General features: G+C 72.1%; 18 protein-coding genes. 6 read left to right on the top strand and 12 right to left on the bottom strand.

Going from position 1 to position 22,303, the window contains the following annotated elements:
• Positions 1–8 precede the first annotated feature (8 nt).
• Positions 9–758 carry an FkbM family methyltransferase gene (locus AC6EXY_RS01915; protein ID WP_243408018.1) on the bottom strand — a complete coding sequence of 250 codons (750 nt, stop codon included), beginning with the start codon at positions 756–758 and terminating at the stop codon, positions 9–11.
• Between the two features lie 402 nt (positions 759–1,160).
• On the opposite strand from AC6EXY_RS01915, the gene AC6EXY_RS01910 reads away from it, so the two are divergent.
• Positions 1,161–1,358 carry a hypothetical protein gene (locus AC6EXY_RS01910; protein WP_101834801.1) on the top strand — a complete coding sequence of 66 codons (198 nt, stop codon included), beginning with the start codon at positions 1,161–1,163 and terminating at the stop codon, positions 1,356–1,358.
• Between the two features lie 32 nt (positions 1,359–1,390).
• Here AC6EXY_RS01910 and AC6EXY_RS01905 read toward each other — a convergent pair whose 3' ends face one another.
• Positions 1,391–2,224 (bottom strand): class I SAM-dependent methyltransferase, encoded by an 834-nt coding sequence (locus AC6EXY_RS01905; RefSeq protein ID WP_165818619.1) that lies wholly within the window; start codon positions 2,222–2,224, stop codon positions 1,391–1,393.
• A gap of 625 nt (positions 2,225–2,849) precedes the next feature.
• Here AC6EXY_RS01905 and AC6EXY_RS01900 point away from each other — a divergent pair.
• Positions 2,850–4,085 (top strand): glycosyltransferase family 4 protein, encoded by a 1,236-nt coding sequence (locus AC6EXY_RS01900; protein WP_101834805.1) that lies wholly within the window; start codon positions 2,850–2,852, stop codon positions 4,083–4,085.
• 77 nt (positions 4,086–4,162) lie between these two features.
• On the opposite strand, the gene AC6EXY_RS01895 is transcribed toward AC6EXY_RS01900, so the two are convergent.
• A complete protein-coding gene (locus tag AC6EXY_RS01895) occupies positions 4,163–4,936 on the bottom strand; it encodes a class I SAM-dependent methyltransferase (protein ID WP_499816926.1) in 774 nt (257 codons plus the stop codon).
• A 242-nt stretch (positions 4,937–5,178) separates the two neighbouring features.
• Here AC6EXY_RS01895 and AC6EXY_RS01890 point away from each other — a divergent pair, with 242 nt between their 5' ends.
• Together AC6EXY_RS01890 and AC6EXY_RS01885 are read left to right on the top strand one after the other, a co-directional pair.
• Positions 5,179–6,390 carry a glycosyltransferase family 4 protein gene (locus AC6EXY_RS01890; protein WP_499816927.1) on the top strand — a complete coding sequence of 404 codons (1,212 nt, stop codon included), beginning with the start codon at positions 5,179–5,181 and terminating at the stop codon, positions 6,388–6,390.
• Complete coding sequence (locus tag AC6EXY_RS01885) at positions 6,387–7,478, top strand: glycosyltransferase (protein WP_101834809.1); 1,092 nt, start codon at positions 6,387–6,389, stop codon at positions 7,476–7,478. The genes AC6EXY_RS01890 and AC6EXY_RS01885 overlap by 4 nt, the downstream gene beginning before the upstream one ends.
• Here the strand turns inward: AC6EXY_RS01885 and AC6EXY_RS01880 are convergent.
• From AC6EXY_RS01880 to AC6EXY_RS01865, 4 genes are all read right to left on the bottom strand, one after another.
• Complete coding sequence (locus AC6EXY_RS01880; RefSeq protein WP_101834811.1) at positions 7,364–8,374, bottom strand: class I SAM-dependent methyltransferase; 1,011 nt, start codon at positions 8,372–8,374, stop codon at positions 7,364–7,366. The two genes, AC6EXY_RS01885 and AC6EXY_RS01880, sit on opposite strands and share 115 nt — an antisense overlap.
• 164 nt (positions 8,375–8,538) lie before the next feature.
• Positions 8,539–9,717, bottom strand: a complete 1,179-nt coding sequence (locus tag AC6EXY_RS01875) for an RNA polymerase sigma factor (protein WP_101834813.1) — start codon at positions 9,715–9,717, stop codon at positions 8,539–8,541.
• 40 nt (positions 9,718–9,757) lie between these two features.
• Positions 9,758–11,680, bottom strand: a complete 1,923-nt coding sequence (gene dnaG / locus AC6EXY_RS01870; protein ID WP_101834815.1) for a DNA primase — start codon at positions 11,678–11,680, stop codon at positions 9,758–9,760.
• A 426-nt stretch (positions 11,681–12,106) separates the two neighbouring features.
• Entirely contained in the window at positions 12,107–13,369 is a 1,263-nt protein-coding gene (locus tag AC6EXY_RS01865) for a deoxyguanosinetriphosphate triphosphohydrolase (protein ID WP_499816928.1), read from the bottom strand.
• Between the two features lie 95 nt (positions 13,370–13,464).
• Between AC6EXY_RS01865 and AC6EXY_RS01860 the strand changes: the two genes are divergently transcribed.
• Complete coding sequence (locus AC6EXY_RS01860; RefSeq protein WP_165818620.1) at positions 13,465–13,620, top strand: hypothetical protein; 156 nt, start codon at positions 13,465–13,467, stop codon at positions 13,618–13,620.
• A 40-nt stretch (positions 13,621–13,660) separates the two neighbouring features.
• A complete protein-coding gene (locus tag AC6EXY_RS01855; RefSeq protein ID WP_101834819.1) occupies positions 13,661–14,200 on the top strand; it encodes a PH domain-containing protein in 540 nt (179 codons plus the stop codon).
• Positions 14,201–14,362: 162 nt separating this feature from the next.
• Here AC6EXY_RS01855 and AC6EXY_RS01850 read toward each other — a convergent pair whose 3' ends face one another.
• The 5 genes from AC6EXY_RS01850 to AC6EXY_RS01830 all read right to left on the bottom strand — a co-directional run bounded on the left by AC6EXY_RS01850 (position 14,363) and on the right by AC6EXY_RS01830 (position 22,142).
• A complete protein-coding gene (locus AC6EXY_RS01850; protein ID WP_101834821.1) occupies positions 14,363–16,237 on the bottom strand; it encodes a transketolase in 1,875 nt (624 codons plus the stop codon).
• Positions 16,238–16,608: 371 nt separating this feature from the next.
• Positions 16,609–17,295, bottom strand: coding sequence for a YdcF family protein (locus AC6EXY_RS01845; protein ID WP_101834823.1), 687 nt, complete (start codon positions 17,293–17,295; stop codon positions 16,609–16,611).
• A 163-nt stretch (positions 17,296–17,458) separates the two neighbouring features.
• The gene (locus tag AC6EXY_RS01840) at positions 17,459–20,518 is read right to left on the bottom strand and encodes a glycine--tRNA ligase (protein ID WP_499816929.1); all 3,060 of its coding nucleotides are present in this window, start codon (positions 20,516–20,518) and stop codon (positions 17,459–17,461) included.
• Positions 20,519–20,839: 321 nt separating this feature from the next.
• Positions 20,840–21,352 (bottom strand): antibiotic biosynthesis monooxygenase, encoded by a 513-nt coding sequence (locus AC6EXY_RS01835; RefSeq protein ID WP_101834827.1) that lies wholly within the window; start codon positions 21,350–21,352, stop codon positions 20,840–20,842.
• Positions 21,345–22,142 (bottom strand): isoprenyl transferase, encoded by a 798-nt coding sequence (locus tag AC6EXY_RS01830; protein WP_101834829.1) that lies wholly within the window; start codon positions 22,140–22,142, stop codon positions 21,345–21,347. Before AC6EXY_RS01830 ends, AC6EXY_RS01835 begins: the two co-directional genes overlap by 8 nt.
• Positions 22,143–22,303 lie beyond the last annotated feature (161 nt).

The raw sequence follows: 22,303 nt of genomic DNA, 5'->3' as shown, positions 1-22,303 counted from the left end.
CGGGACGGTCACGTCGTCTGGTTGCGGGGCAGCGGGGTGCGCCGCAGGGCGGCGATGACCCGGTCGAACCGCCGCCACCGATCGTGCAGCGCGAGCACGTTCGCCGAGAAGGCGCCCTGCACGGCAAGGCCCTGCCTTGTCAGGTTGAAGATCTGGTAGCCGGACCCGGTCAGCAGCGCGACCAGCTCGCCCTGCCGGTCACCGCCGCGTCGGGCGAGGTGGCTGGGCAGCATCTCCAACAGCAGCGCCGGGCGGTGGACGCGCAGCAGCTCGCCGGCGCCGCGCAGGACGTCGAGCTCGAAGCCCTCCACGTCGATCTTCACCAGGTCCGGGGGGCGATGCCGCGCCGCGTGCTGGTCAAGCGTGGTGGCCGGCACGGTCAGCTCGGGCGCCGCACCGTCGAACACCTGGTGGGCGAGCCCCGAGGAGCCGGGATAGATCCGCAGGCCGACGGTACCCGCCGTGGCGGCGACCGCGGCCGACGACAACCGCACCTGGGTGAGCGCGTTCTGCCCCACCAGGCGGGCGAGCGTCGCCCTCGTCTGCGGCACCGGTTCGAAGGCGTGCACCTCACCGGTCCGCCCCACCCTGCCCGCCGCCCACAGGGTGTAGATCCCGACGTTCGCCCCCACGTCGTAACAGCAGTCCCCGGGACCGAGGATGGCGTCGAAGACCGCGGCGAGCGACGGAGGCCGATAGCTCAGCTCCACCAGGTCGCGTAGCGAGCCGTCCCGACAGTCCTCCACCTCGAAGATCATCCCGTTGCTCAGCCGACCGGACAGCGGCCCCGTGTAGACGGTCCGGGGGCCACGTATCCATCCCGTCACTCGGTCGCGGCCGCGGACATCCGGCAGGACGGCAGCCAACCGACCGGCCAGATGCCAGCGCAGCGGACCACGGCCGGCCCGAGGCACAGTTGCTGAGGGTGCTCCAGTCACCGGCTGCATCACGGGGCTTGTTGTAGCACGACGACTACATAGAGCGATGGATTTCCCATCGGCGCTCCGTGCGCGCCACCAGCCCCGGCCAGCCATCGCCGGCAATCGGCTACCTGCGCTGCCTGACGAACTGGTGGGATTGCGGTCCTCCTGGGCCCTCACCCGGGCGGAGCTCGATCTCACCTCGGCGCCACGCTGCTGCCGGACACCGATGCGTTCTCGATGGCACACTCCGTGGAGGTGCGGGTTCCGTTCGTCGGCCTGTTCCTCCTGACCGCAGCGACGGCGACGGCGCACCGTCACCCGGTCGGCAAGGCGGCCTTCGTCGCCGCGATCGCCGGCCCGGTGCTCACCAAGTCGCCAGCCGGCCCAAGCAGGCTGGTTGGAGTCGGTCGCGGCGCAGTCGGTCCGGCTGACTGACTCCCTCCAGATACCCGCCCAGGTCTGGTCGGCTACCCGGACCGGTGCTGGGCGGGCTCGTCAACAAGGACTGGCGTTCGCGCGACAACCAGCATGTTCTGCGTCACCACATGGCCACGAGGAGAACCGCTCTCGATGCCCAGCGCCAGCTTGTAACAGCCGCTCAGACCTTTCCACAACAGCCAGCGGGCGCCGCTTGCGGCTCCGTACACGAGCGGGACGCAAGGGTGGACGTCGGCGGTCGTGAAGCCGATAACCCGGAGCGCCTGACGGATGCTGCCCGGGGTAAGGCAGATCTCGTGGGTGAGATCCCCGTAGCGGTAATTGCCCGCGAAGGGGCTTACGCCGTTCGGGGTGCGAGCGAGCAGCAGGCCGCCGGGGCGTAGTGCACTCGCGATCAGATCCAGCGTCCGCAGGAGCTCGTCGCGGGTGAGGTGCTCAAGGAGATCCATGGCGATCACCACATCGAGACGGTTCGGCACCGCCTCAAGCGCGGTGTCGAGCGACGCATGCTCGACCTGGACGACGCCGGCCTGATGCGCGGCTGCCACCTGCTCGGGGCTGGCGTCGACCCCGCGAGCCTGCCGGTAACCGGCACGCAGCAACGCGGCGACAAGCGTGCCCTGCCCGCAACCGACGTCGAGGATGGCTGCATCGCGGTTGTCGGGCATGAACGGCGCAATGTCGCGTTCGAACAGCCGATCAGTCAGTTCCTGGTCGGCCCCGCCGCTGTGGGTCGTGGCGTAGCGCCGATACAGGCGCTCGCGGGCCGGAACGGCAGTGCCAACGTCGCCGCTGCCGGTGTTGCCGGCGAGGCCGCTGTCCGGGTCCCGACGCGGACGGGGGACCGCGATGGAGGTTCGCACCTTCGCGGACCGTGAGGAGCTCATGCCGTCCCACCCGCGGGAACGTAACCGTCTCGTGTCATGTGACTGGGCACCTTTCGTGATTCCTTCCCAGGACGGTCGCAACGACAGCCGCCGCAGCCTGCGCGTAGGAGGTCAACCACCGCATAGCCGCCGCGTCCGGCCGGTCCGAGGCAGCATGCGATCCCGATGCCCGTGAGCGCGGACACGGCGGTGATGGCCAGATTGGTGGTACGCGGTGGCCCGAACGGAGGCGAGGTAGCCGCACGGGGCCTTCATCTGTCGATGCCGTCCCGCCCCTCCCGCCCCGGCCCGTGGGCAACTCGGCCCTCATGTCGGCGGGTCGGTCACGTCGTCTGGTTGCGCACGGGACCACGGCCGGCCCGAGGCTCGGCCGCAGAGGAAGTCCCGGTCACCGACTGCGCCACAGGGCTTATTGTAGCACATCGACTACAAAGAGTGATGGATTCATCGAGGCTCCGGTGCGCGTCGACAGATCCGGCGACCATCCACCCGACATCAACTCGCACTCCGTTGAGTGACGACTACAGATGGTGAATACTCGCGAGCGGCCCGGAACGACGCGTGGCCAGCCGGACCCACGGCGTCCAAGGAGGCTCAGTCTGTGAAGTTCGTACCCCAGACAACGGTTGCCGCCGTCGTCTCGCATCCGATCCAGCACTTCGCGCCGCTCTACCGAGCCGTCAACGACCGAAACCTGGACCTGCGGGTGCTGTTCCTGTCCCGGGCGGGGCTGGACCGCTACCACGACCGGGGATTCGGCACGCAGGTCCAGTGGAATTCCGACGTTACTGACGGCTATCGGCACGAGTTCCTCGCGGACCTCGCGCTGCGTCCGGACTGGCAGCAGCCGAACGCCTGCCGCCGGGCCGCCGGGCGCGTCTGGGCGGCTCTGGACCGGCTGCGACCGGAGTGCGTGCTGATCTACGGATACCGGCACACCTTCAACCTCGCGGCGCTCGCCTGGTGTCGGCGCCGCCGCGTACCCGCTCTCATGACCAGCGACAGTGAACTCCTCGGCCGGCGTTCGACCCGGGCCCGGATCGTGAAACGGCTCGCGCTGCCACCCCTGCTGCGCTCGATGGACGCCTTTCTGACCATCGGCGACAACAACGAGGCCTACCTGGCGGCCTACGGAGTGCCGAGGTCGCGGATGTTCCGCGTTCCGCTCACGACAGACGAGGCCGCTCTGCGGGAGGCCATGGACCAGCGGGACATCCACCGCAGAGCCGTCCGTGCCGACCTGGGTATCGATCCCGCAGCGCTCGTCGCCCTGTTCGCCGGCAAGTTGATCGACCGCAAGCGTCCACTCGACCTCGCCGACGCGTTGCGGGAGCTGGCCCGCCGGCCCCACAGCCCACAGGCGCGTGAGGTCGTCGTGGTGATGGCAGGAGACGGACAGCTCCGCCCCGCGCTCGAGGAGGCGGCGGCCGAACTCGACGGCGCGCTGCGGCTCGTCGGATTCGCCGACCAGCGGCAGCTCCCACGCCTGTACGCGGCGAGCGACCTGTACGTGCACCCGGCGCAGCGGGATCCGCATCCGCTCGCAGTCAAGGAGGCGGTGCTGTCCGGGCTGCCGGTGGTGGTGAGCGACCGAGTCGGCTCGGTGGGACCGACCGACGACGTGCGCCCCGGCCGCAACGGCCGCGTGTACCCCGTCGGCGACGTGACCACCCTCGCCGGGATCCTCGACGAGCTGCGCCGCGGTCCGGACCTGCTCGCCGAGATGGCTAGGGAGTCGGAGAAGGCGATCGGCGACATCGAGCTCGCCGCCTCGGTCGAGGGCCTTCTGCGTGCCGTCTCGGCCGTACGCTCGCCACACGGCCGAGGATCTCGGTGACACCGACAACCACGACCTGGGGCCCGGGACCTGCTCCGCCGGCCGGGCGGGCCTCAGCCCTGGTCTGCGCAGCCTGATCAATGGCCACCGCCCCAGGACGCCCGGTCAGCCGGAGGCGATCCCCGAGCCGGCGACGGGAGCGTCCGTCGCCAGCGCTCGGACGCCAGCGGTGAACGTGGAGCCGGGGTGACCACCACGGCCGGCACTGTCAGGAACAGCGCCTGCCAGGCGAACATGGTCGGCCACCGGTCGAGCATCCGACGATCCCAGCGCCGCACCATCCCCGGCGGCAGGAGATCCCGCGCCCGCCACCACGGCAGACCACCGGTGGTACCGGCGGCGGCGATCCTCAGACCATTGCGCTCCAGCATGCGCCGCGCCGACTCCACGGTGTAGAAGCGCAGGTGGGTCGTGTCCATCAGGCCGGTGTCGGTGTACTCAAAACGACCGCGCAGGAACAGCGCACGCTGCCGGTAGTGCAGCACGTTCGGCAACGCCACCAGGATTCGGCCGCCGGGCGCCAGCACGCGCCGGGCATCAGCGAGCAGCGGCGCCGGATCGGCCAGGTGCTCCAGGATGTGGGCGAGCAGCACAAGCTGGTAATGGCCGTCGGACGCGAAGGACAGGCCGGCCGACAGATCGGCCAGCTCGACATGGTCGCACTCGGCCGCCGCGACGGCGCGCTCGGATGCGTCGTTCGTCACGCCCGTCACCCGCCAGCCCCGGGCCCGCAGCAGGCGGGCGTTGTCTCCAGCTCCGCATCCGCAGTCCAGCGCCACCCCCGTCGGGATGTCGATCAGGTCGAGAAGATCTGTATTGCCACCGTTGCGGTACCGCAACCCGGGCTCCATGTCCGACTCCTTGTCACCAGCAGACACGTCATACCCCTTGGAGGTTCGGGCCGGCGTTCCCCGGCGGCATCAACCGGCCGCTGGGCGAACAGAGGAACCCACAGCATCGCGTCGACACACAACCAGACACCGGACTGTTACCCAACGGGACACTAGCATCACGTTACGTGAATCTTCTTACGCGGTCCGCATCACTCGTCCCGCCAAACGCCTTCGTCGACCAACCTCCGCGGATCCTCCTGTTGAGCCCCTCCCGCGGACTCGGCGGCGGCATCGAGCGCTACCTCATGACGGTCGAGGAAACGCTACGGGCGGGTGGGGCCGACCTCGTCCGGGTGGACATGCTGGAACCGGACGCCGACCTGTCCCTCGCGACCAGATCACGCTTTCTGCTGCGCGCGCTGGACGCGACGCGGCGCTTCGGCCGCGCCGACAGCGTGATCGCCGGGCACGCCAACCTCATCCCCGTCGCGGCGGCGGCCGTCCGGCTGACCCGCGCGCCCCTCGGGCCAGTTCTGTTCTACGGCACCGACATCTGGGGCATGCGCTGGACCGATCGAGCGATTCTGCGCGCCGACCCGCGCCTGCGCCCGGTCACGATCAGTTCCTACAGTGCCGGCGCCCTGTCGAAGGTGGGGGTCGCCCCCATCCTCGCGCCGGGCATATCGCCCGCCTGGCGGACCGCCCTGCTGGCCGAGGCGGCCCGTCGCCGGCCACTGTCCGCTGTCCCGACGGTACTCAGCGTATTCCGGCTCGACGACTGGGTGGGCAAGGGCGCGATGGTCCTGCTAGAGGCGGTCGAGGCGGCGCGGGCCGCCGTCGGCCCGATCCGGCTGGTGCTCGCCGGCCGGGGACCGGCTCCCGGCGCCCTGCACGAACTGGTGTCGGCCCATCCAGACACCGAGCTGCACGAATCCCCCACGGACGAGGCGCTCGCCCGGCTCTACGCCACCGCCGACCTGTTCGTCCTCTGCACCCGGACCCGCTCGCGCGGGCCTGGCCAGAGCGGTGAAGGCTACGGCATCGTCCTGCTGGAGGCCCAGCTCGCCGGGTGCGCGGTGGTCGGGCCCGCGTCGGGCGGCAGCCACGACGCCTACCAGGACGGGGTGACAGGACAGACACCGACGGATGAGTCGGCCACGGCGCTGGAGATCGTCCTGCGCGCCATGCTGGCGGACCGGGCGCGGCTCGCCCGCATCGGCCGACGCGCCGCCGAGTGGGCCGGCGCAGCCACCCGGCCCGAGGACCACACCCGCGCGGTCTTCACCACGCTGACCGGACGGCTGCCCCCGGCCGGACACGCGTCCGCCGGCACCGGCACCGGCACCGGCACCGGCACCGGCACCGGCACCGGCACCGGCACCGGCCGGAGCATCCCCGAGCAGTCGGCGAGAACCAGTCCCCGCCGGGACGGAATCCGGTCCGTTACTCCGAGAGGACTGGGAGAGTCATGAGGATTCTGGTCGACTGCGCCGGCGCTCGGATGGGTGGCGCGAAGCGGCTGCTCACCGAGTTCGACGTCTACCAGCGAACCGCCTGCCCCCCTGAGCTGAAGGTGATCGGGCGGGACCGCGCGGTGAGGGTGCCGTGGCTGCTGCGCCGCGAGATCACGGACGGACGCGTCGATCGGGCGGTGGCGCTGAACAACGTGGGCTTCCTGGTCGCCGGGCGCGAACGGCACGTGTTGGTGCACGGAGCTCAGCACTTTCTGCGGCACGACGAGGCGCGGACGTTCGGATCGCTGATCAGCCCGGCTGCCCACGCCCAGGCACCCGTGGTGCGCATGGCGGTACGCCGGGCCGACCGGGTCTTCGTCCCGTCCACAAGCATGGCTGAGCGGGTCGTCCACGCCGTGCCGTCCGTGCGAGACCGGATCGTCATCGCGTACAACCCCGTCACCCCACCCGATCCCAGCGCGGGCGTTGCCCGGGGCAGTCACGGCGACGGGGACGGCGAACAGCCGATGAAGATCCTCTGCCCCCTCCTGTTCAGCCCGCACAAGCGGATGGCCGACCATCTGCGCGTCGCCCTCGCGGCCCTCGACCTGCTGGCGGCACCGCCACACCCCGTCGAGGCCGTGCTCACCGTCACCGAGCGAGCCAGTCACCCTGAGGCCGGCCCCTTGGCGGGCCACCCACGGCTGCGTCTCATCGGGCCACAGTCACCGGCTACGGTCACGGACATGCTGGCCCGCAGCGACGCCGTCTACTTCCCTTCCGAGTTCGAGTCGTTCGGATATCCGTTGGCGGAGGGTCGGGTGATGGGGGTCCCGGTGGTCGCCCTGGACTCCCCGCACAACCGTGAGATCGCCGGAGCCGCGCTGACCCCCTACCCGCGGGAGTCGCCCGACGAGGTCGCCAGCGCGATAATCGCCGCGCTGACCGCAGAGGTGAGGCCGGACCAGAGCGGGCTGTTCGACCGCGGTCCCTACTTCGACCGGCTGTTGGGGCTCAGGTCCGGGTCGACGTCGACCGAGGTGGGGGCCACCCGTTCGAGATCACGTCGCTCAAGGTCAAGTCGCTCCAGACCGAGCCGCTCTTGACCGAGCCGGTCGGCCGGCGCGGCTTGGGCCGGTACATCCACCACGAGCCCGCGGGAGGGGGTCGGCGCGGGCAACACTGCCACGTCCAGGCGACGGGCGACCAGTAGGTGCTGGCTGGCCACGTCGTCCTCGACGTCGACCAGCGCGGAGATCGGGACCAGGTCGAGTTCGCCGAATCCGGCACCGGCGACGAGCCGGCGGACCTGCTCGGCGCTACGCCCGAAGCAGTTCAGCGCGAAGCGCAGCTTCGCCCGGCCGACGAGGCCTCGATCGGCGCGCCACTGCTGCTCGGTCCGCCAGTCCGGATCGCCGACCACCACGTCGACGAGCAGCCGCCCGCCCGGCCGCAGGGCTGCGTGCCAGTCACGAAGCGCGCGCGCGAACACCTCGTCGGTGAGGTGTTGCGCCACGGCGATGCAGTAGACGACGTCGACGTCGCGTCCGCTGCGCCGGAAGTCCTCGACGGTGAGGTACTCCAGGTTCGGCGCCGGGTTGAGCACCCGGGCGCAGGCAAGCACCCCGCGGGAGACGTCGACGGCGGTCACCGCGTGCACCCGGGGGGCGACGGCGGCGGCCAGATAGCCGGGGCCGCAGCCGACGTCGAGGACGTCGTCGTCCGGTTGCAGATAGCGCCCGAGCAGGTCGTCGGCGAGGATCTGCCGGGTGCGCCGGTTACGCTCGGCCGCGGCGTCGCGGTCGTGCTCGTCCGGTTGGAAGTAGTGCGGGCTCCAGGCCAGCAGGCGCAGTGCGACCTGCCGCCGGCGCTGGGCCGGGGTTACCGCCAGCAATGCCGGCACCCACCGCGCGCCGAGGAAGTTCTGCGCGCCGGCCGTCGCCACGACGAACCCCGCCACCGGGCGGAGCCGACGCTCGACGGTCGATCCCCTGCCAGCCATGCCCGTCGTCCTCTCGGCCGGAGGCGGCACCGGAGCGTGCCGCCAGCACCGGACCGGCGATGATCGACGGACTGTGGCCATCGAAGATCAGAAAGCCCGATACTCACCAAGAGTATTAATGCGACCACCAAGGGTCAACGACCGGGAGGGGTGCGCCGGCCTTCCTATTCCAGGTAGTCGCGCAGCTTCTGGGATCGGGAGGGATGACGCAGCTTGGACAGCGTCTTGGACTCGATCTGCCGGATCCGCTCACGGGTCACGCCGAACTCCCGGCCGACCTCCTCCAGCGTCCGCGGGTGACCGTCGGTAAGCCCGAAGCGCAGCTGGATGACCTTCTTCTCCCGGTCGGAGAGGGTGTGCAGCACCGAGTCGAGCTGCTCCTGCAGGAGGATGAAGCTCGCCGCGTCGACGGGGACGACCGCGTCGCAGTCCTCGATGAAGTCACCGAGGTGGGAGTCCTCCTCCTCACCGATCGGCGTCTCCAGCGAGACCGGTTCCTGGGAGACCTTGAGGATCTCGCGGACCTTGTCCGGAGTGAGATCCATCTCCTTGGCGATCTCCTCCGGGCTCGGCTCGCGGCCGAGGTCCTGCAGGAGCTGGCGCTGGATGCGGATCAGCTTGTTGATCGTCTCGACCATGTGCACCGGGATGCGGATCGTGCGCGCCTGGTCCGCGATGGCCCGGGTGATCGCCTGGCGGATCCACCAGGTGGCGTAGGTCGAGAACTTGTAGCCCTTGGTGTAGTCGAACTTCTCGACCGCACGGATGAGGCCGAGGTTGCCCTCCTGGATGAGGTCCAGGAACAGCATGCCGCGCCCGACGTAGCGCTTGGCGATCGAGACAACGAGACGCAGGTTCGCCTCGACGAGCTTGCGCTTGGCGATCTGCCCGTCGCGCTCGATGGCCTCGAGATCCCGCCGCATCTGCGGGGAGGTCTTCTTGGTCGCCACCGCGAGCTTCTCGGAGGCGAACAGGCCGGCCTCGATCCGCTTGGCGAGGTCGACCTCCTCCTCGGCGGTCAGCAGCGGGACCTTGCCGATCTCCTTGAGGTACATGCGTACCGGGTCGGAGGTCGGGGCCTTGAGCGCGAGCTCCTCCTCCTCGCGGCGCCGACGGGCGAGCAGATCCGCCTCGTCGGGGTTCTCGCCCCCCGCCTCCAGTACCTCGATGCCCTCGTCGTTGAGCACCTGCAGCACCGTCTCGGCCTGCTCCGGGGGAAGCTCGGCGGCCTGGATGGCGACCGAGACGTCCTCGGTGGTGAGGAAACCGATCTCCTTGCCGCGGGTGATGAGGTCCTTGACCTCGTCCACCTGGGCTTCGCGGGGTAGGACGGTAGGACTCATGGGCGGAATCTCGTCACTTCCTTCTCGGGATCGACCCAGGTTACGCGGCACCTACGCCCCGCTCCCGGAGTTGACGCTTGTGCTGTTCCAAAGCGATCAGCTCACCGTAGGCACGGTTGAAGGCCTCGGCGTCGGACACCGGGTTGAGCCGCTGCACCCGCGACTTCAGGTCGGTGATCCGACGTGTCACATGCAACTCCTGTACGCGTGACATCTGCTCGTCGACATAACGATCATCAACATCGCGGTCGCACAACACCCTCTCCACGGCCAGAGCGGTGACGAGACGCCGCAGCTCCTCCTCCGTCGCCGCCGTGGACAGCTCGGCCACCCACGTGGCGACGTCACCGGTCCCCGCCAGCCCCCCGCACACCCCACCCAGCCGCGCGACCAGCTCGCGGATGGCGCGGTGCGCGGGAACAGTGAACATCTCCGGGGCCAGCGTGTCGAACATCGGCCCTGCAAGTCCCGGAAACTGGACGGCGAGCTTGAGCGCCTCCCGCTCGACGACCACGACCGGGTCGACGGTACCCGGCCGACGGCGGTCCACGGCGGACGCGACGGCGGCGGACCCGCGGCCCGCCCGCCCGGACCCCGGTGCCGGGGAGCCGGGCGCGGCCACCGAGCGGTGCTCGGCCACCCGGCGCACCACGAACTTCTCGTCGAGGAAGCCGAGCCAGCGGTCGAGGCTCACCGCGTAGCCGTGCCGCAGGCCGGCGTCCTTGATCCGGCCGACCAGCGGGGCGGCGGCGTCGAGCGCCGCGAGGCGACCCTCGGCGGTGTTGAGGTCGTAGCGGCCGAGCACGCCGCGGATGGCGAACTCGACCAGCGGCACCCGGCGGGCGACGAGCTCGCGCACCGCCGCGTCCCCCCCGCGCATCCACAGCTCGCACGGGTCGAGCCCGGACGGCTCGACGGCGACGAAGGTCTGGGTGGCGAAGCGCTCCTCGTGCTCGAAGGCCCGCATCGCGGCCTTCTGCCCGGCGGCGTCGCCGTCGAAGGTGAAGATGACCTCGCCGCGCCGCTCGTCGGAGTCCATCAGCAGCCGGCGGACGACCCCGACGTGCTCCTGACCGAAGGCGGTGCCGCAGGTCGCCACCGCGGTCGTGACGCCGGCCAGGTGACAGGCCATGACGTCGGTGTAGCCCTCAACCACCACGACCTGGTAGCGCCGGGCGATGTCGCGGCGGGCGAGCTCCGCGCCGTAGAGCAGGCTCGCCTTCTTGAACAGCGGCGTCTCGGGAGTGTTGAGGTACTTGGGGCCGGCGTTCGGCGCGCCGTCGCCGGCGAGCAGGCGGCCGCCGAAACCGACGACCTCGCCTGCCAGGTCGCGGATCGGCCAGATGAGGCGGTGGTGGAACCGGTCGATCAGCCCACCGCGGCTGCCCTGCTTGGACAGCCCGCCGAGCACCAGCTCCTGGCCGGTGAAGCGGCGGGCGAGCAGGTGGCGGGTCAGCGTGTCCCAGCCCGTCGGCGCGTAGCCGACGCCGAAGCGGCGGGCGGCGTCCAGGTCGAACCCGCGGGCGTTGAGGAACTCCCAGCCCGCGCCCGCCGAGGGATGGCTCGTGAGCTGCTCGGCATAGAACTCGGCAGCGACACGGTGCGCCTCCAGCAGGCGCTGGCGCTGGCTGGAGACGGTGCGGTCGGTCGTGCCGCCGCCCTCGAAGGTCAGCGTCACCCCGGCGCGGCGGGCGAGGCGCTCGGCCGCCTCCCGGAAGCTCAGCCCATCGATCTCGCGGACGAAGGAGTAGACGTCGCCGCCCTGCTGGCAGCCGAAGCAGTGGAACAGACCGGTCGCCACGTTGACATAGAAGGAGGGCGACTTCTCCTCGTGGAACGGGCACAGGCCGACCAGCTCGTTGCGCCCGGCCGGGCGCAGCTGGACATGCTCGGAGACGACGTCCGCGATCGGCGAGCGCTCCCGGACGAGGGCGACGTCGGCGTCACGGATCCGTCCGGCCATCCGCCCCTCCCCTCGTCCCTGCCGGGCGAGGTACCTCGCCCGGGGCAGATCGCCCACCTATTGTGCGCTGCGTCATACCCACTGGGCCGATCTTTGGAACGCTGTGGGCGAACCTCCGGCCGAGGCCGGCGGCCGCGCACGCGGCGCCCCGCACATCGGTCCTACGGCTGCGATGGTACGTGTCGTAAGCGCGACAGTACCGATCATGCCACGTGAATGTTGAGGACAATGCCCGCCACCTGCGGCGCAGTGATACACGGGCCGCCCGCGGCGATCATCGATCACCACCCGGGCGACCGTCGCCCGGCCGGCCGACGCGCCGTGGCCGCACCCGCGCGGGCTGCTTCCCACGGACCCGCCCCGTCCCCGCCCGGGGGTACGCGACTCCCCCGCGGGCAGGACGGCGGCGCGCGGGGGACCCACTCCTCACAGGACGCGGCGCACCGGGCGGCCGCGCAGCGCCGCGTGGCGCCGCTCGGCACTGGCGTCGGTCAGCCGGGCAACCTGGTCGATGACCACCCGCAGCCGCGCCGCGTCGTCCGGCGCGGCCTGGAAGATCACCCGTAGCGACGGGTCCAGCGACCGCGGCGCGTCGCGCAGGAGCAGCTCGACGAGCTCGCCGATCACCTCCCGCTGGCGGACCTGGCGGGCCCGCGCCCCCGGGCGCTCCATGACGTACCAGGCCGTGACCCCCTTGAGCGCGGCGCACTCGGCGATCGTGGCCGGATCGACCACCAGGTCCGCGCCATAGCGCCGCAGCGGCCCCGCCGGGTGGCGCTCGCGGGTGGCGCGCACCGCCGCGCGGGAGAACCGGGCGATGAGCTCGCTGGTCATCTGTCGCAGGGCCGCCTGGCCGCGGGCCGAGGTGATCTCCGATCGGGTCCACCAGGGCTGGGCACGCAGCGTGTCCAGGGCGGCGGCGACGGCCGCGGCGGTGGATTCGGGGAAGCGCCGCGCGGTCGCGGCCGCCAGCTCGTCACGGTGCGTGGCGTCATCGAGCGCGGCGAGCTCAATGTGCCCGGCGACGACGCCGTCCTCGAGATCGTGCACCGAGTAGGCGACGTCGTCGGCCCAGTCCATGATCTGCGCCTCGATGCAGCGCCGGCCGGGCGGCGCGCCCTCGCGCAGCCAGGCGAGGACGGCCAGGTCGTCGTCGTAGGCGCCGTACTTCACCGCGCCCGGGTCGGGGCCGCGGCCCCGCGCCCACGGGTACTTCGTCGCGGCGTCCAGGCTCGCCCGGGTCAGGTTCAGGCCCGCGCTGCGCCCGTCGTCGTCGACGATCTTGACCTCCAGCCTGGTCAGCTCCCGCAGGCTCTGCGCGTTGCCCTCGAAGCCGCCGCAGGCCCGCGCAGCCACAGCCAGTGCCTGCTCGCCGTTGTGCCCGAACGGGGGGTGACCGAGATCATGCGCCAGGCAGGCCGCGTCGACGAGGTCCGGGTCGGCGCCCAGCTGGGCGCCGAGCTCGCGGCCGACCTGCGCGGTCTCCAGCGAGTGCGTCAGCCGCGTACGCGGGAAGTCGTCGTCCAGCGGGCCCACGACCTGTGTCTTTCCGGCGAGGCGGCGCAGCGCGCTGGAGTGCAGCACGCGCGCGCGATCCCGGGCAAAGGGACTGCGAGGCCCCGGTGTAGCCTTCGGACGTTCCGCGACCCGACGGACCGTGTCCGGGGTGTCATACCACTCAGCGACCACGAGCTTGAGCGTATCGGCGCGATTCGGGGACCCCGGCCGATCGCAGCGACGATACTTTGTGCGCACCCTTCACCAAATCGGCCCGGAGGCCTGCCGTGGACAAGATCATTAAGTATGCCGCCATCGCGTTCGTCATCTTCTTCGTGGTGACCGCACCCAACAGCGCGGCTGGCATCGTCCACCGCGCCTTCGGATGGCTGCACTCGTGGGGCAACGGCGTCTCCGAGTTCGTCAGTAACACCGTCGGGTGATCCCCGTCCCGCCGGCCCCGATCTCTGAGACACTGCGGACGTGGTGAGACTCCAGCTGCCGGACCCGGCCCAACGCGACACCAAGTACCTGGCGTCGCAGGAGCGCCTGGTCATGATGGTGCGTCTGCACTGGGCGGTGCTCCTGCCGATCCTGCTGCAGACCGTGGGCGCGGTCCTGCTCGCCCTGGTGGTGAACATCCTGTTCGCCTCCAGGGACGTCAACGGCGGCTTCGTCACCACGCTGCTGTGGTACTTCGCCCTGTTCATGATCCTGCGCATGCTCTGGAAGATCGCGGACTGGCAGTTCGACCACCTGATGATCACCGACAAGCGCCTGCTGAAGGTGTCGGGGATCTTCTTCCGCAAGGTGCAGACGATGCCGCTGTCCAAGATCACGGATCTCACCTACAACCGGGATCCGTTGGGCCGCCTGTTCGGCTACGGCGAGTTCGTGGTCGAGTCCGCCGGTCAGGACCAGGCACTGTCGAACATCAAGTTCCTGCCGCGGCCGGACCGGCTCTACCTCACCCTGGTCGACATGACCTTCGGTGGGGCGCCCTCCCCGGCCGGGGACGACTGACCGCGCACCCCTGACCACGCTGCCAGGCCTCCCGTCTGGGGAGAGACGGATCTCTGGTCGGCCGCGTCGGCGCGACTGGGGGACGCGCCTCGGGCGGGGTCGGAGGGCTCACTCACACGAGCCCTCCGACCCCGTTTCACGTTCTCCCCTGTCGCGGTCTGCCTAGCGGAGCAGGTCGCGGGCGGCCTCGGCGATGTGCTTCGCCGAGATGCCGGCCGCGTCGAGCAGCTCGGCGGACGTGCCCGAGCCCGGCAGCGAGCGCACCGCGAGGTGGCGGACCGACAGCTGCAGCCCACAGTCGTCGAGCGCGCCGAGCACGGCGCTGGCCAGGCCGCCCTCGGGGTAGTGGTCCTCCGCGACGACGATCCGCCCGCCGGTGGCCCGCGCCGCCTCGAGCACCGTGGCGGCGTCGACCGGCTTGACCGAGTACAGGTCGATGACCCTGGCGGCCACGCCCTCCGCGGCGAGCGCGTCGGCGGCGGCGAGCGACTCGTGCAGCGTCACCCCGGCACCGATGAGGGCGACGGTGTCGCTGTCCGAACGGCGCAGCACCTTGGAGCCGCCGGGCGCGAACGGCTCGTCGGGGCCGTAGAGCACGGGGTAGGCGCCCCGGGTGGTGCGCAGGTAGCTGACCCCGGACAGGTCGGCCATCGCCTCGACGAGCCGGGCCGTGGACGTCGCGTCACTCGGGTAGAGCACCGTCGACCCGCCGACCGCCCGCATCATCGCCAGGTCCTCGAGCGCCATCTGTGACGGGCCGTCGGCGCCGATCTCCACGCCGGCGTGGCTGCCGGACAGCCGGATGTCCGCCTGCGAGATCGCCGCCATCCGGATGAAGTCGTAGGCGCGGGAGAAGAACGCCGCGAACGTCGAGGCGAACGGCACGTAGCCGCGTACGGACAGGCCGACGGCCGTGGCGACGAGCTGCTGCTCGGCGATGAAGATCTCGAAGAAGCGGTCCGGGTGGACGTGGGCGAAGTCCTCGGCGTGGGTCGAGTTGCTGACCTCGGCGTCGAGCGCGACCACGTCGGTACGGGCGCCGAGCGCCGCGAGCGCCTGGCCGTAGGCCTTGCGGGTCGCGACCTTGGCGCCGAGCTCGAAAGCCGGCAGCGTGATGGCGGGCCGCACGATGGGCGCCGGGCGGGGCAGGTCCGCGGACGGCACCGGGCCGCGCACACGCAGGTCGCGCTCGCCGCCGAGCTCGGCGATGGCGCGTTCGGCCATGTCGGCGGGCAGCGGCTTGCCGTGCCAGCCCTCAGCGTCGGCGACCTCGGAGAAGCCCTCGCCCTTGCGGGTGCGGGCGAGGATGACGGTCGGGCGGCTCGCGTCCTCGGCGTCGGCGAGGGCGGCGTCGATCGCCTCGATGTCGTGGCCGTCGATGACGACCGCCCGAGCGCCGAACGCCTCGACACGGGCCGCGTAACGGTCGAGATCCCAGCCGAGCTCCGTCGGGCCGCGCTGGCCGAGCCGGTTGACGTCCACGATCGCGACGAGATTCGCCAGCTGGTAGTAGGACGCCTTGTCGAGGGCCTCCCACACCGAGCCCTCGGCCATCTCGCTGTCGCCGCACAGCACCCAGACCCGGTAGGGGACCTTGTCGAGGTACTTGCCGGCGATCGCGACGCCGACACCGTCGGGCAGCCCCTGGCCGAGCGAGCCGGTCGCGACGTCGACCCACGGCAGGATCGGCGTCGGGTGGCCCTGCAGCCGCTCACCGAAGCGGCGGTAGCCGTTCATCAGCTCGTCGTCGGTGACGACGCCGACCGCCTTGTAGATCGAGTAGAGCAGCGGCGAGGCGTGACCCTTGGAGAAGATCAGGTGGTCGTTCGCCGGGTCCTCGGGGTTGTCCCAGTCGTAGCGCAGATGCCGGGCCACGAGCACGGCAAGCAGGTCCGCCGCGGACATCGACGAGGTGGGGTGCCCGGACCCGGCCGAGGTGCTGCTGCGCACCGAGTCGACCCGCAGCTGCTGCGCGAGTTCCCGGACCGTGGTCAGATCGGCCGTCCCGACCGCGCTTTCGGATACGGGAGTTGCCACACCAGTCTCCTTATTCTGATCTTGATCGCGATCTCACGAATGCTGTCGCATGTGTCACGTGGCTGTCCCTGCCGCCAAGCGTCACCACCGCTTGACGCATTACCCTTTCGCCCGGCGATCCGAACCGTACCAGCGCGGGTGACCACCGAAGAGGGTCGAGCGGGCCGCTGGTAGGTCACATCCCCGAATAGCCCGATTTCATCCGGCCGGCGCCGGGACCGTTCCGCACCGCCCGTGCCGGCGGCGATGCGGCGGGACATACCGGCCGTCCGCGGTACCTCGCGGCCCGCGGGCCGCGAGGTGCCTCGCCGGGAGGTGCCGCCCGGTAGCCGGCAGGTGCCCGCCGTCAGCCGGCACGGCGCGCCGGACCGTCATACCGCGCGCGTCGTCGCCTCGGGTGGCGAGGCCCGGTGGAACAGCTGGTACCAGCGGTAGCCGATCCCCTCCCGAAGGATGTAGTGGACCTTCGTGTCGACGCCGTGGACCGCCGGACCGGTGGTGACCGGCGAGGTGGACGCCCGCAGCCCCAGGTCCCGCGCCATCGTCCGGGAGCGCAGGCTGTGCCAGGGGTCGGTGACCAGCACCGTCGAACGCCAGTGCCGGCTGTTCATGACGCCCGCCACCGCGGTCAGCGAGCCCAGCGTGTCCGAACCCTCCGGGACGACGATCACGTGGTCCGCCGGGATCCCGCGCCGGCGCAGGTAGGCGGCGCCGGCCTCGGCCTCGGTGTAGCGGTCGCCCGGCTGCTTCCCGCCGATGGTGATGACGTCCGGCGCCACGCCCTGCCGGTACAGCGCGAGGGCGTGGTCGAGCCGGGCGGCGAAGACGGCGGAGGGCCGCCCGTCGTACTGGGACGCCCCGAGCACGACCAGCGCGTCGGAGCGCGGGTGATGATCCTCCCGGCCGACCCACCACACCTGGACGAACGTCACGGCGGCGAGGACGACGACCGCCGTCACGCCGGCGAGCACCACCCGGATCGCCCACCGCCACCAGCGCACCCGCCACCAGTCCGCGCGAAACGGACGGACGGTGAGACGGGGTCGGGACAGTGCCACAGAAAGGACGTTAGACCTGCGCCGCACTCGATCGACCACGGCGCCCGATATGTCGGATCTCCCATCACCGCCAGGCGTCATCACGCCGGACGTCATCTCGACGATCAGCAAACGGGCGCGACCAGGCGTAGTCGACGACGGTTCCGCCGGCCACCCGCCAGTCTCAGTGACCGGCGGTGGCCAGCGTGCCGAGCGCCTCCCAGTCGAGGGTGCCCGCGGTGAGGTCACGGATGGTGGCGAGCAGGCCAAGGCGGGCCCGGCGGACCGCCGGGTCGGAGTCCATCACCATCAGGCCGTCGAAGAAGCCGTCGACGGCGGCCGGCAGCGCACCGGCGGCGGCCACCAGCGCGTCCAGCGGCACGGGCACGCCGCGAGTCGAACCCGCGGCCGCGGGGCCAGGCTCGGCGCCGTCAGCCTCGGCGCCGGCGGGCGCGAGCCGGGCGGTCAGATCGGTGACTACACCGAGCAACCGCGCGGCGGCCGGCTCGGTGAGCCGCTCGCCGTCGACGACCGCGGGAGCGTCGGCGGGCACGATGCGGCGCACCCGCTGCAGGGCCGCGGCGAGCGCGGCGAACCCGTCGTCGCCGAGCAGCGTGCTCAGCGTGGCGAGGGTGGCCTCCGCCCGTGCGGGGGCACCGGTGTGCGGGCCGACCGCGCCGACGAGCCGGTGGTCGACGCCGCGCTCGAGCAGCTGCTGGGCGTAGCGGCCGCGGATGAACGCCTCCGCCGCCGCCAGCGCCTGCTCACCGACCGGCACCGGGGTGAGCAGCGCGGCCCGGGCGAGCAGATCGGTGAGATCCAGGCCGGCGAGCCGGGGCTGACCGGTGAGGATGGCCGAGACGCCGAGCGCGGCGCGGCGCAGCCCGAACGGGTCGGAGCTGCCGGTCGGCGCCGCGTCGAGGGCGAACAGGCCCACGAGCAGGTCAAGCCGATCGGCGAGGGCGAGCAGCGCGCCGGGAACGGTCCCGGGCAGCGCGCCGCCGGCGCGCCGGGGCAGCTCCATCTCGTACAGGGCGGTGGCGACCGCCTCGGGCTCGCCAGCCCGCCGGGCGTACTCGCGGGCCATCGTCCCGGCGAGGCTGGACAGCTCGATGACCATCTGGGTGGCGAGGTCGAACTTGGCGAGCGCGGCGGCCCGGTCGAGCGTCGCGAGATCCGCGCCGGCGAGGCCGATCGCCTCGCCGAGGCCGCGGGCGAGCGCGCCGACGCGGTCCGCCCGGTCCGCTACCGACCCGAGGCGCTGCTCGAAGGTGAGTTTTGCCAGGCCCGCGCGGAACGTCTCCAGCGGGACCTTGACGTCGGCGTCGTAGAAGAACGCCGCGTCGGCGAAGCGGGCGCGGATGACGTCCTCGTTGCCGGCCCGGACCAGCGCCTCGTCGACCGTCCCGTCGGCAACGGCGAGGAAGGCGGGCAGCAGGCGACCGGCGGCGTCGCGCACCGGCAGGTAGCGCTGGTGCTTGCGCATCACCGTGGTGAGGATCTCGGTGGGCAGCTCGAGGAAGCGGTCCTCGAAGGAGCCGAGCAGCGGTCGCGGGTACTCGACGAGGTTCGTCACCTCGGTGAGGACGTCGCCGTCGGCGTCGGCGTCGATGTGGCCGCCGATGTCCGCGGTGAGCTTGGCCGCCTCCTCGACGACCAGGTCACGCCGGGCCGCCGGGTCGAGCAGGATCGCGTGGGCGGCGAGCAGCTCGGGGTAGCCGTCGGCGCCGGGCACCTCGATCGGCTCCGAGCCGGCCCGACGGTGCCCGCGGGTCGTCCGCCCGGCGGCGAGGCTGGACACCGCCACCGGGACCACGGTCTCCCCGAGCAGCGCGACGAGCCAGCGCACCGGACGGCTGAAGGACAGCGTCGCGTCGTTCCAGCGCATGTTCCGCTCACCGCGCAGCGCCGCGACCACCTCACCGAGCAGCCCGGCGAGCACGTCGACGGCGTCCCGCCCGGCCTCGGTCCGCACGAGCGCCACATGCTCGACGTCGCGATGAGTGACGACCTGGAGGTCGGCCGGGTCGGCGCCCTGGCCGCGGGCGAAGCCGACCGCGGCCCTGGTGGGAGCGCCGGCGGCGTCGTAGGCGGCGGAGACCCTCGGGCCGCGCACGACCCGCTCGACGTCGGGCTCGCGCGGGGTGACATCGTCGACGACCGCGACGATCCGGCGGGGGGTACCGAGGACCCGGATCTCGCCGTGCGTCAGCCGGGTGGCGCCGAGCCGCTCGGCGAGGCCCGCGCGCACCGCCGCCACCGTGCGCGGCACCTCGGCGGCCGGCAGCTCCTCGGTGCCGATCTCGAACAGCAGCGTGGCCGGCTCCGTCACCGGGGCGCCGACCGGCGCGGGCACGGCCGCCGGCGCCGGGCTCGCCACCCCCAGCGGGTGGCCGAGCTCCTCGCGGCGGTCCCGCCACAGCGCGGCCACCTCGCGGGACAGGCCGCGCATCTGCGCGAACGAGGTGGCCCGCTCGGTCGTCGACACGGCGCCGCGCGAGTCGAGGACGTTGAAGGCGTGCGAGCACTTCAGGACGTAGGAGTGGGCCGGGACGGGCAGCCGGGCGTCGATCATCCGGCGGGCCTCGGCGGCGTAGTCGGCGTAGAGGCGGCGCACCGTGTCGATGTCGGCGTCGTCCAGGTAGTACCGCGACATCTCGTACTCGGACTGGCCGAACACCTCGCCGTAGGACACCCCCGGCGCGTAGGTGAGCTCGCTGAAGTGGCGCACCCCCTGCAGCGCCATGAGGATGCGTTCCATGCCGTAGGTGACCTCGACGCTGACCGTGTCCAGCGTCTGCCCGCCGGCCTGCTGGAAGTAGGTGAACTGGGTGATCTCCAGCCCGTCGAGCCAGACCTCCCAGCCCAGGCCCCAGGCGCCGAGCGCGGGCGAGGCCCAGTTGTCCTCGACGAAGCGGACGTCGTGGGCGGCGGTGTCGATGCCGATGGCCTCGAGGCTGCCCAGGTACAGCTCCTGGGCGTTGCCCGGGTCGGGCTTGAGGATCACCTGGAACTGGGTGTGCGTCTGCAGCCGGTTCGGGTTCTGCCCGTAGCGCGAGTCGTCCGGACGGACCGACGGCTCGACGTAGGCCACCCGCCATGGCTCCGGGCCGAGCACCCGCAGGACCGTGGCCGGGTTGAGCGTACCGGCGCCGACCTCGGTGTTGAACGGCTGCATGATCATGCAGCCGCGGTCGGTCCAGTAACGGGTCAGCGCCAGCAACGCGTCCTGCATGGTCAACATCGGGTGAGCCTCGGCTTTTCGCTGTCACGGTCACGGACGGGGCGGGCGCCCCGCCCGCCGGTGCGGACCCCGGGCCGCGCGGGCGGGCGGCTGCCGCGGACGAACCGGTCCGGCGATCACGGCCCGGCCGCCAGCGCACCGGGCGGCCGGACGGCGCGGCGCCGAGCCGCCGAGCGCTTCGAACCCCTCGGAGCTTCGAACCCCTCGGGACACGGATCCGCGCGTCCATGATGCTGAGTCGAGGCTACCGGTCGCCACCGACTTTCCCGCGTCAGCCCGCCGCCGCGCGAGGCGTGGGCGTCCCGCGCGACGCGGTGGTCGTCAGGAAGCGGGCCGGCGGCCGGGTGCGGCCGTGTCCGCGTCGGCGGCACGGTCGGAGGCGAACACCAGGTCCGCCCCGCCGGCCGACGGGGCGTCCGCCGCGGCGAGCACCTCGAAGGCGCCTGGCGCGTCGACGGCGTGGACCAACAGCGGCGTCAACGTGCGCCGCACGTCGAACAGGGACAGCGCCCGCCGCCAGGGCCCGGGCCCGTCCCACTCGGTGATCAGCAGCCAGGACTCCTGCGCGTCCAGCGCGCGGGCGACCCGGCCGCGGCGAAACCCGGCGGCGCCCCCGAGCACCGCCAGCACCTCGCGCACCGCCGCGGGGAAGTCGTCCGCCGCCGCGGGCGGCACCGTGAAGGCGATCTGGGCGACGACCGGCGCGGAGGCACCGGCTGGCGGCCGCCAGCCGCGCCCGCCGGCCGGATCGCCCGGGCCGTTCGCCCCGTCCGGTCCCGGCCGCGGGGCCGGGCCGCGCGCGGCGTCGCCGACCCGCTGGTCCTCGTCAGGCACGGTGGGCGACGGTGCCGCCGTAGCGGCGGTCGCGGCGGGCGTACTCCTCGCAGGCGGTCCACAGGTCGCGGCGGTCGAAGTCCGGCCACAGCGTGTCCACGAACGAGAACTCGGCGTACGCGGCCTGCCAGAGCAGGAAGTTGCTCAGCCGCTGCTCGCCGGACGTCCGGATGACCAGGTCGAGGTCGGGCATGTCCGGCTCGTCGAGGTAGCGGCTGACGGTCGCCTCGTCGATCCGGTCGGGGCGCAGCCGGCCCGCGCGCACGTCCCGCGCGATCGCCGCGGCGGCGTCGGCGATCTCCGCCCGGCCGCCGTAGTTCACGCACATCACCAGCGTGAGCCGGTCGTTGTCGCGGGTCAGCTCCTCCGAGGACTCCAGCCGTCGGATGACGCTGCCCCACAGCCGCGGGCGTCGGCCCGCCCAGCGCACCCGCACCCCGAGCGCGTCCATGTCGTCGATGCGCCGGCCGAACACCCCGTCGGTGAACCGCATGAGGAACGCGACCTCGTCCGGCGAGCGCTTCCAGTTCTCCGTCGAGAAGGCGTACACCGACAGCCACCGCACGCCGAGCTCGATCGCGCCCTCGACGCAGTCGAACAGCGCGTCCTCGCCGGCCTCGTGCCCCTTGGTCCGGGCCAGGCCACGGCGTTTCGCCCACCGGCCGTTGCCGTCCATGACGATGCCCACGTGTTTCGGGACCAGGCTCGGCGGCAGGGCCGGGGGCCGGGCCCCCGAGGGATGGGGATGCGGATCCCGAAAACGCGTCCCCAGATCATTGCGCACAGTCACTGCCTACCTCCCCATGCCGGGCCGGGGCAGCGCCGAGCCGTCGTCCATCGCACCGTTTCCTGCCATCGCCACACGTCCCCCTGCCGACGCCGGTTCCCGCGGGGAACGCCCACCGTCGCCGTCCACCTCACCATGTCCGTCCTCGTCCCCTCCCACCGCGT

The sequence above is a fragment of the Frankia sp. RB5 genome, from assembly GCF_059816245.1.
The sequence above is the reverse complement of the archived record's forward strand: the minus strand, read 5'-3'. Positions and strand labels throughout refer to the sequence as shown.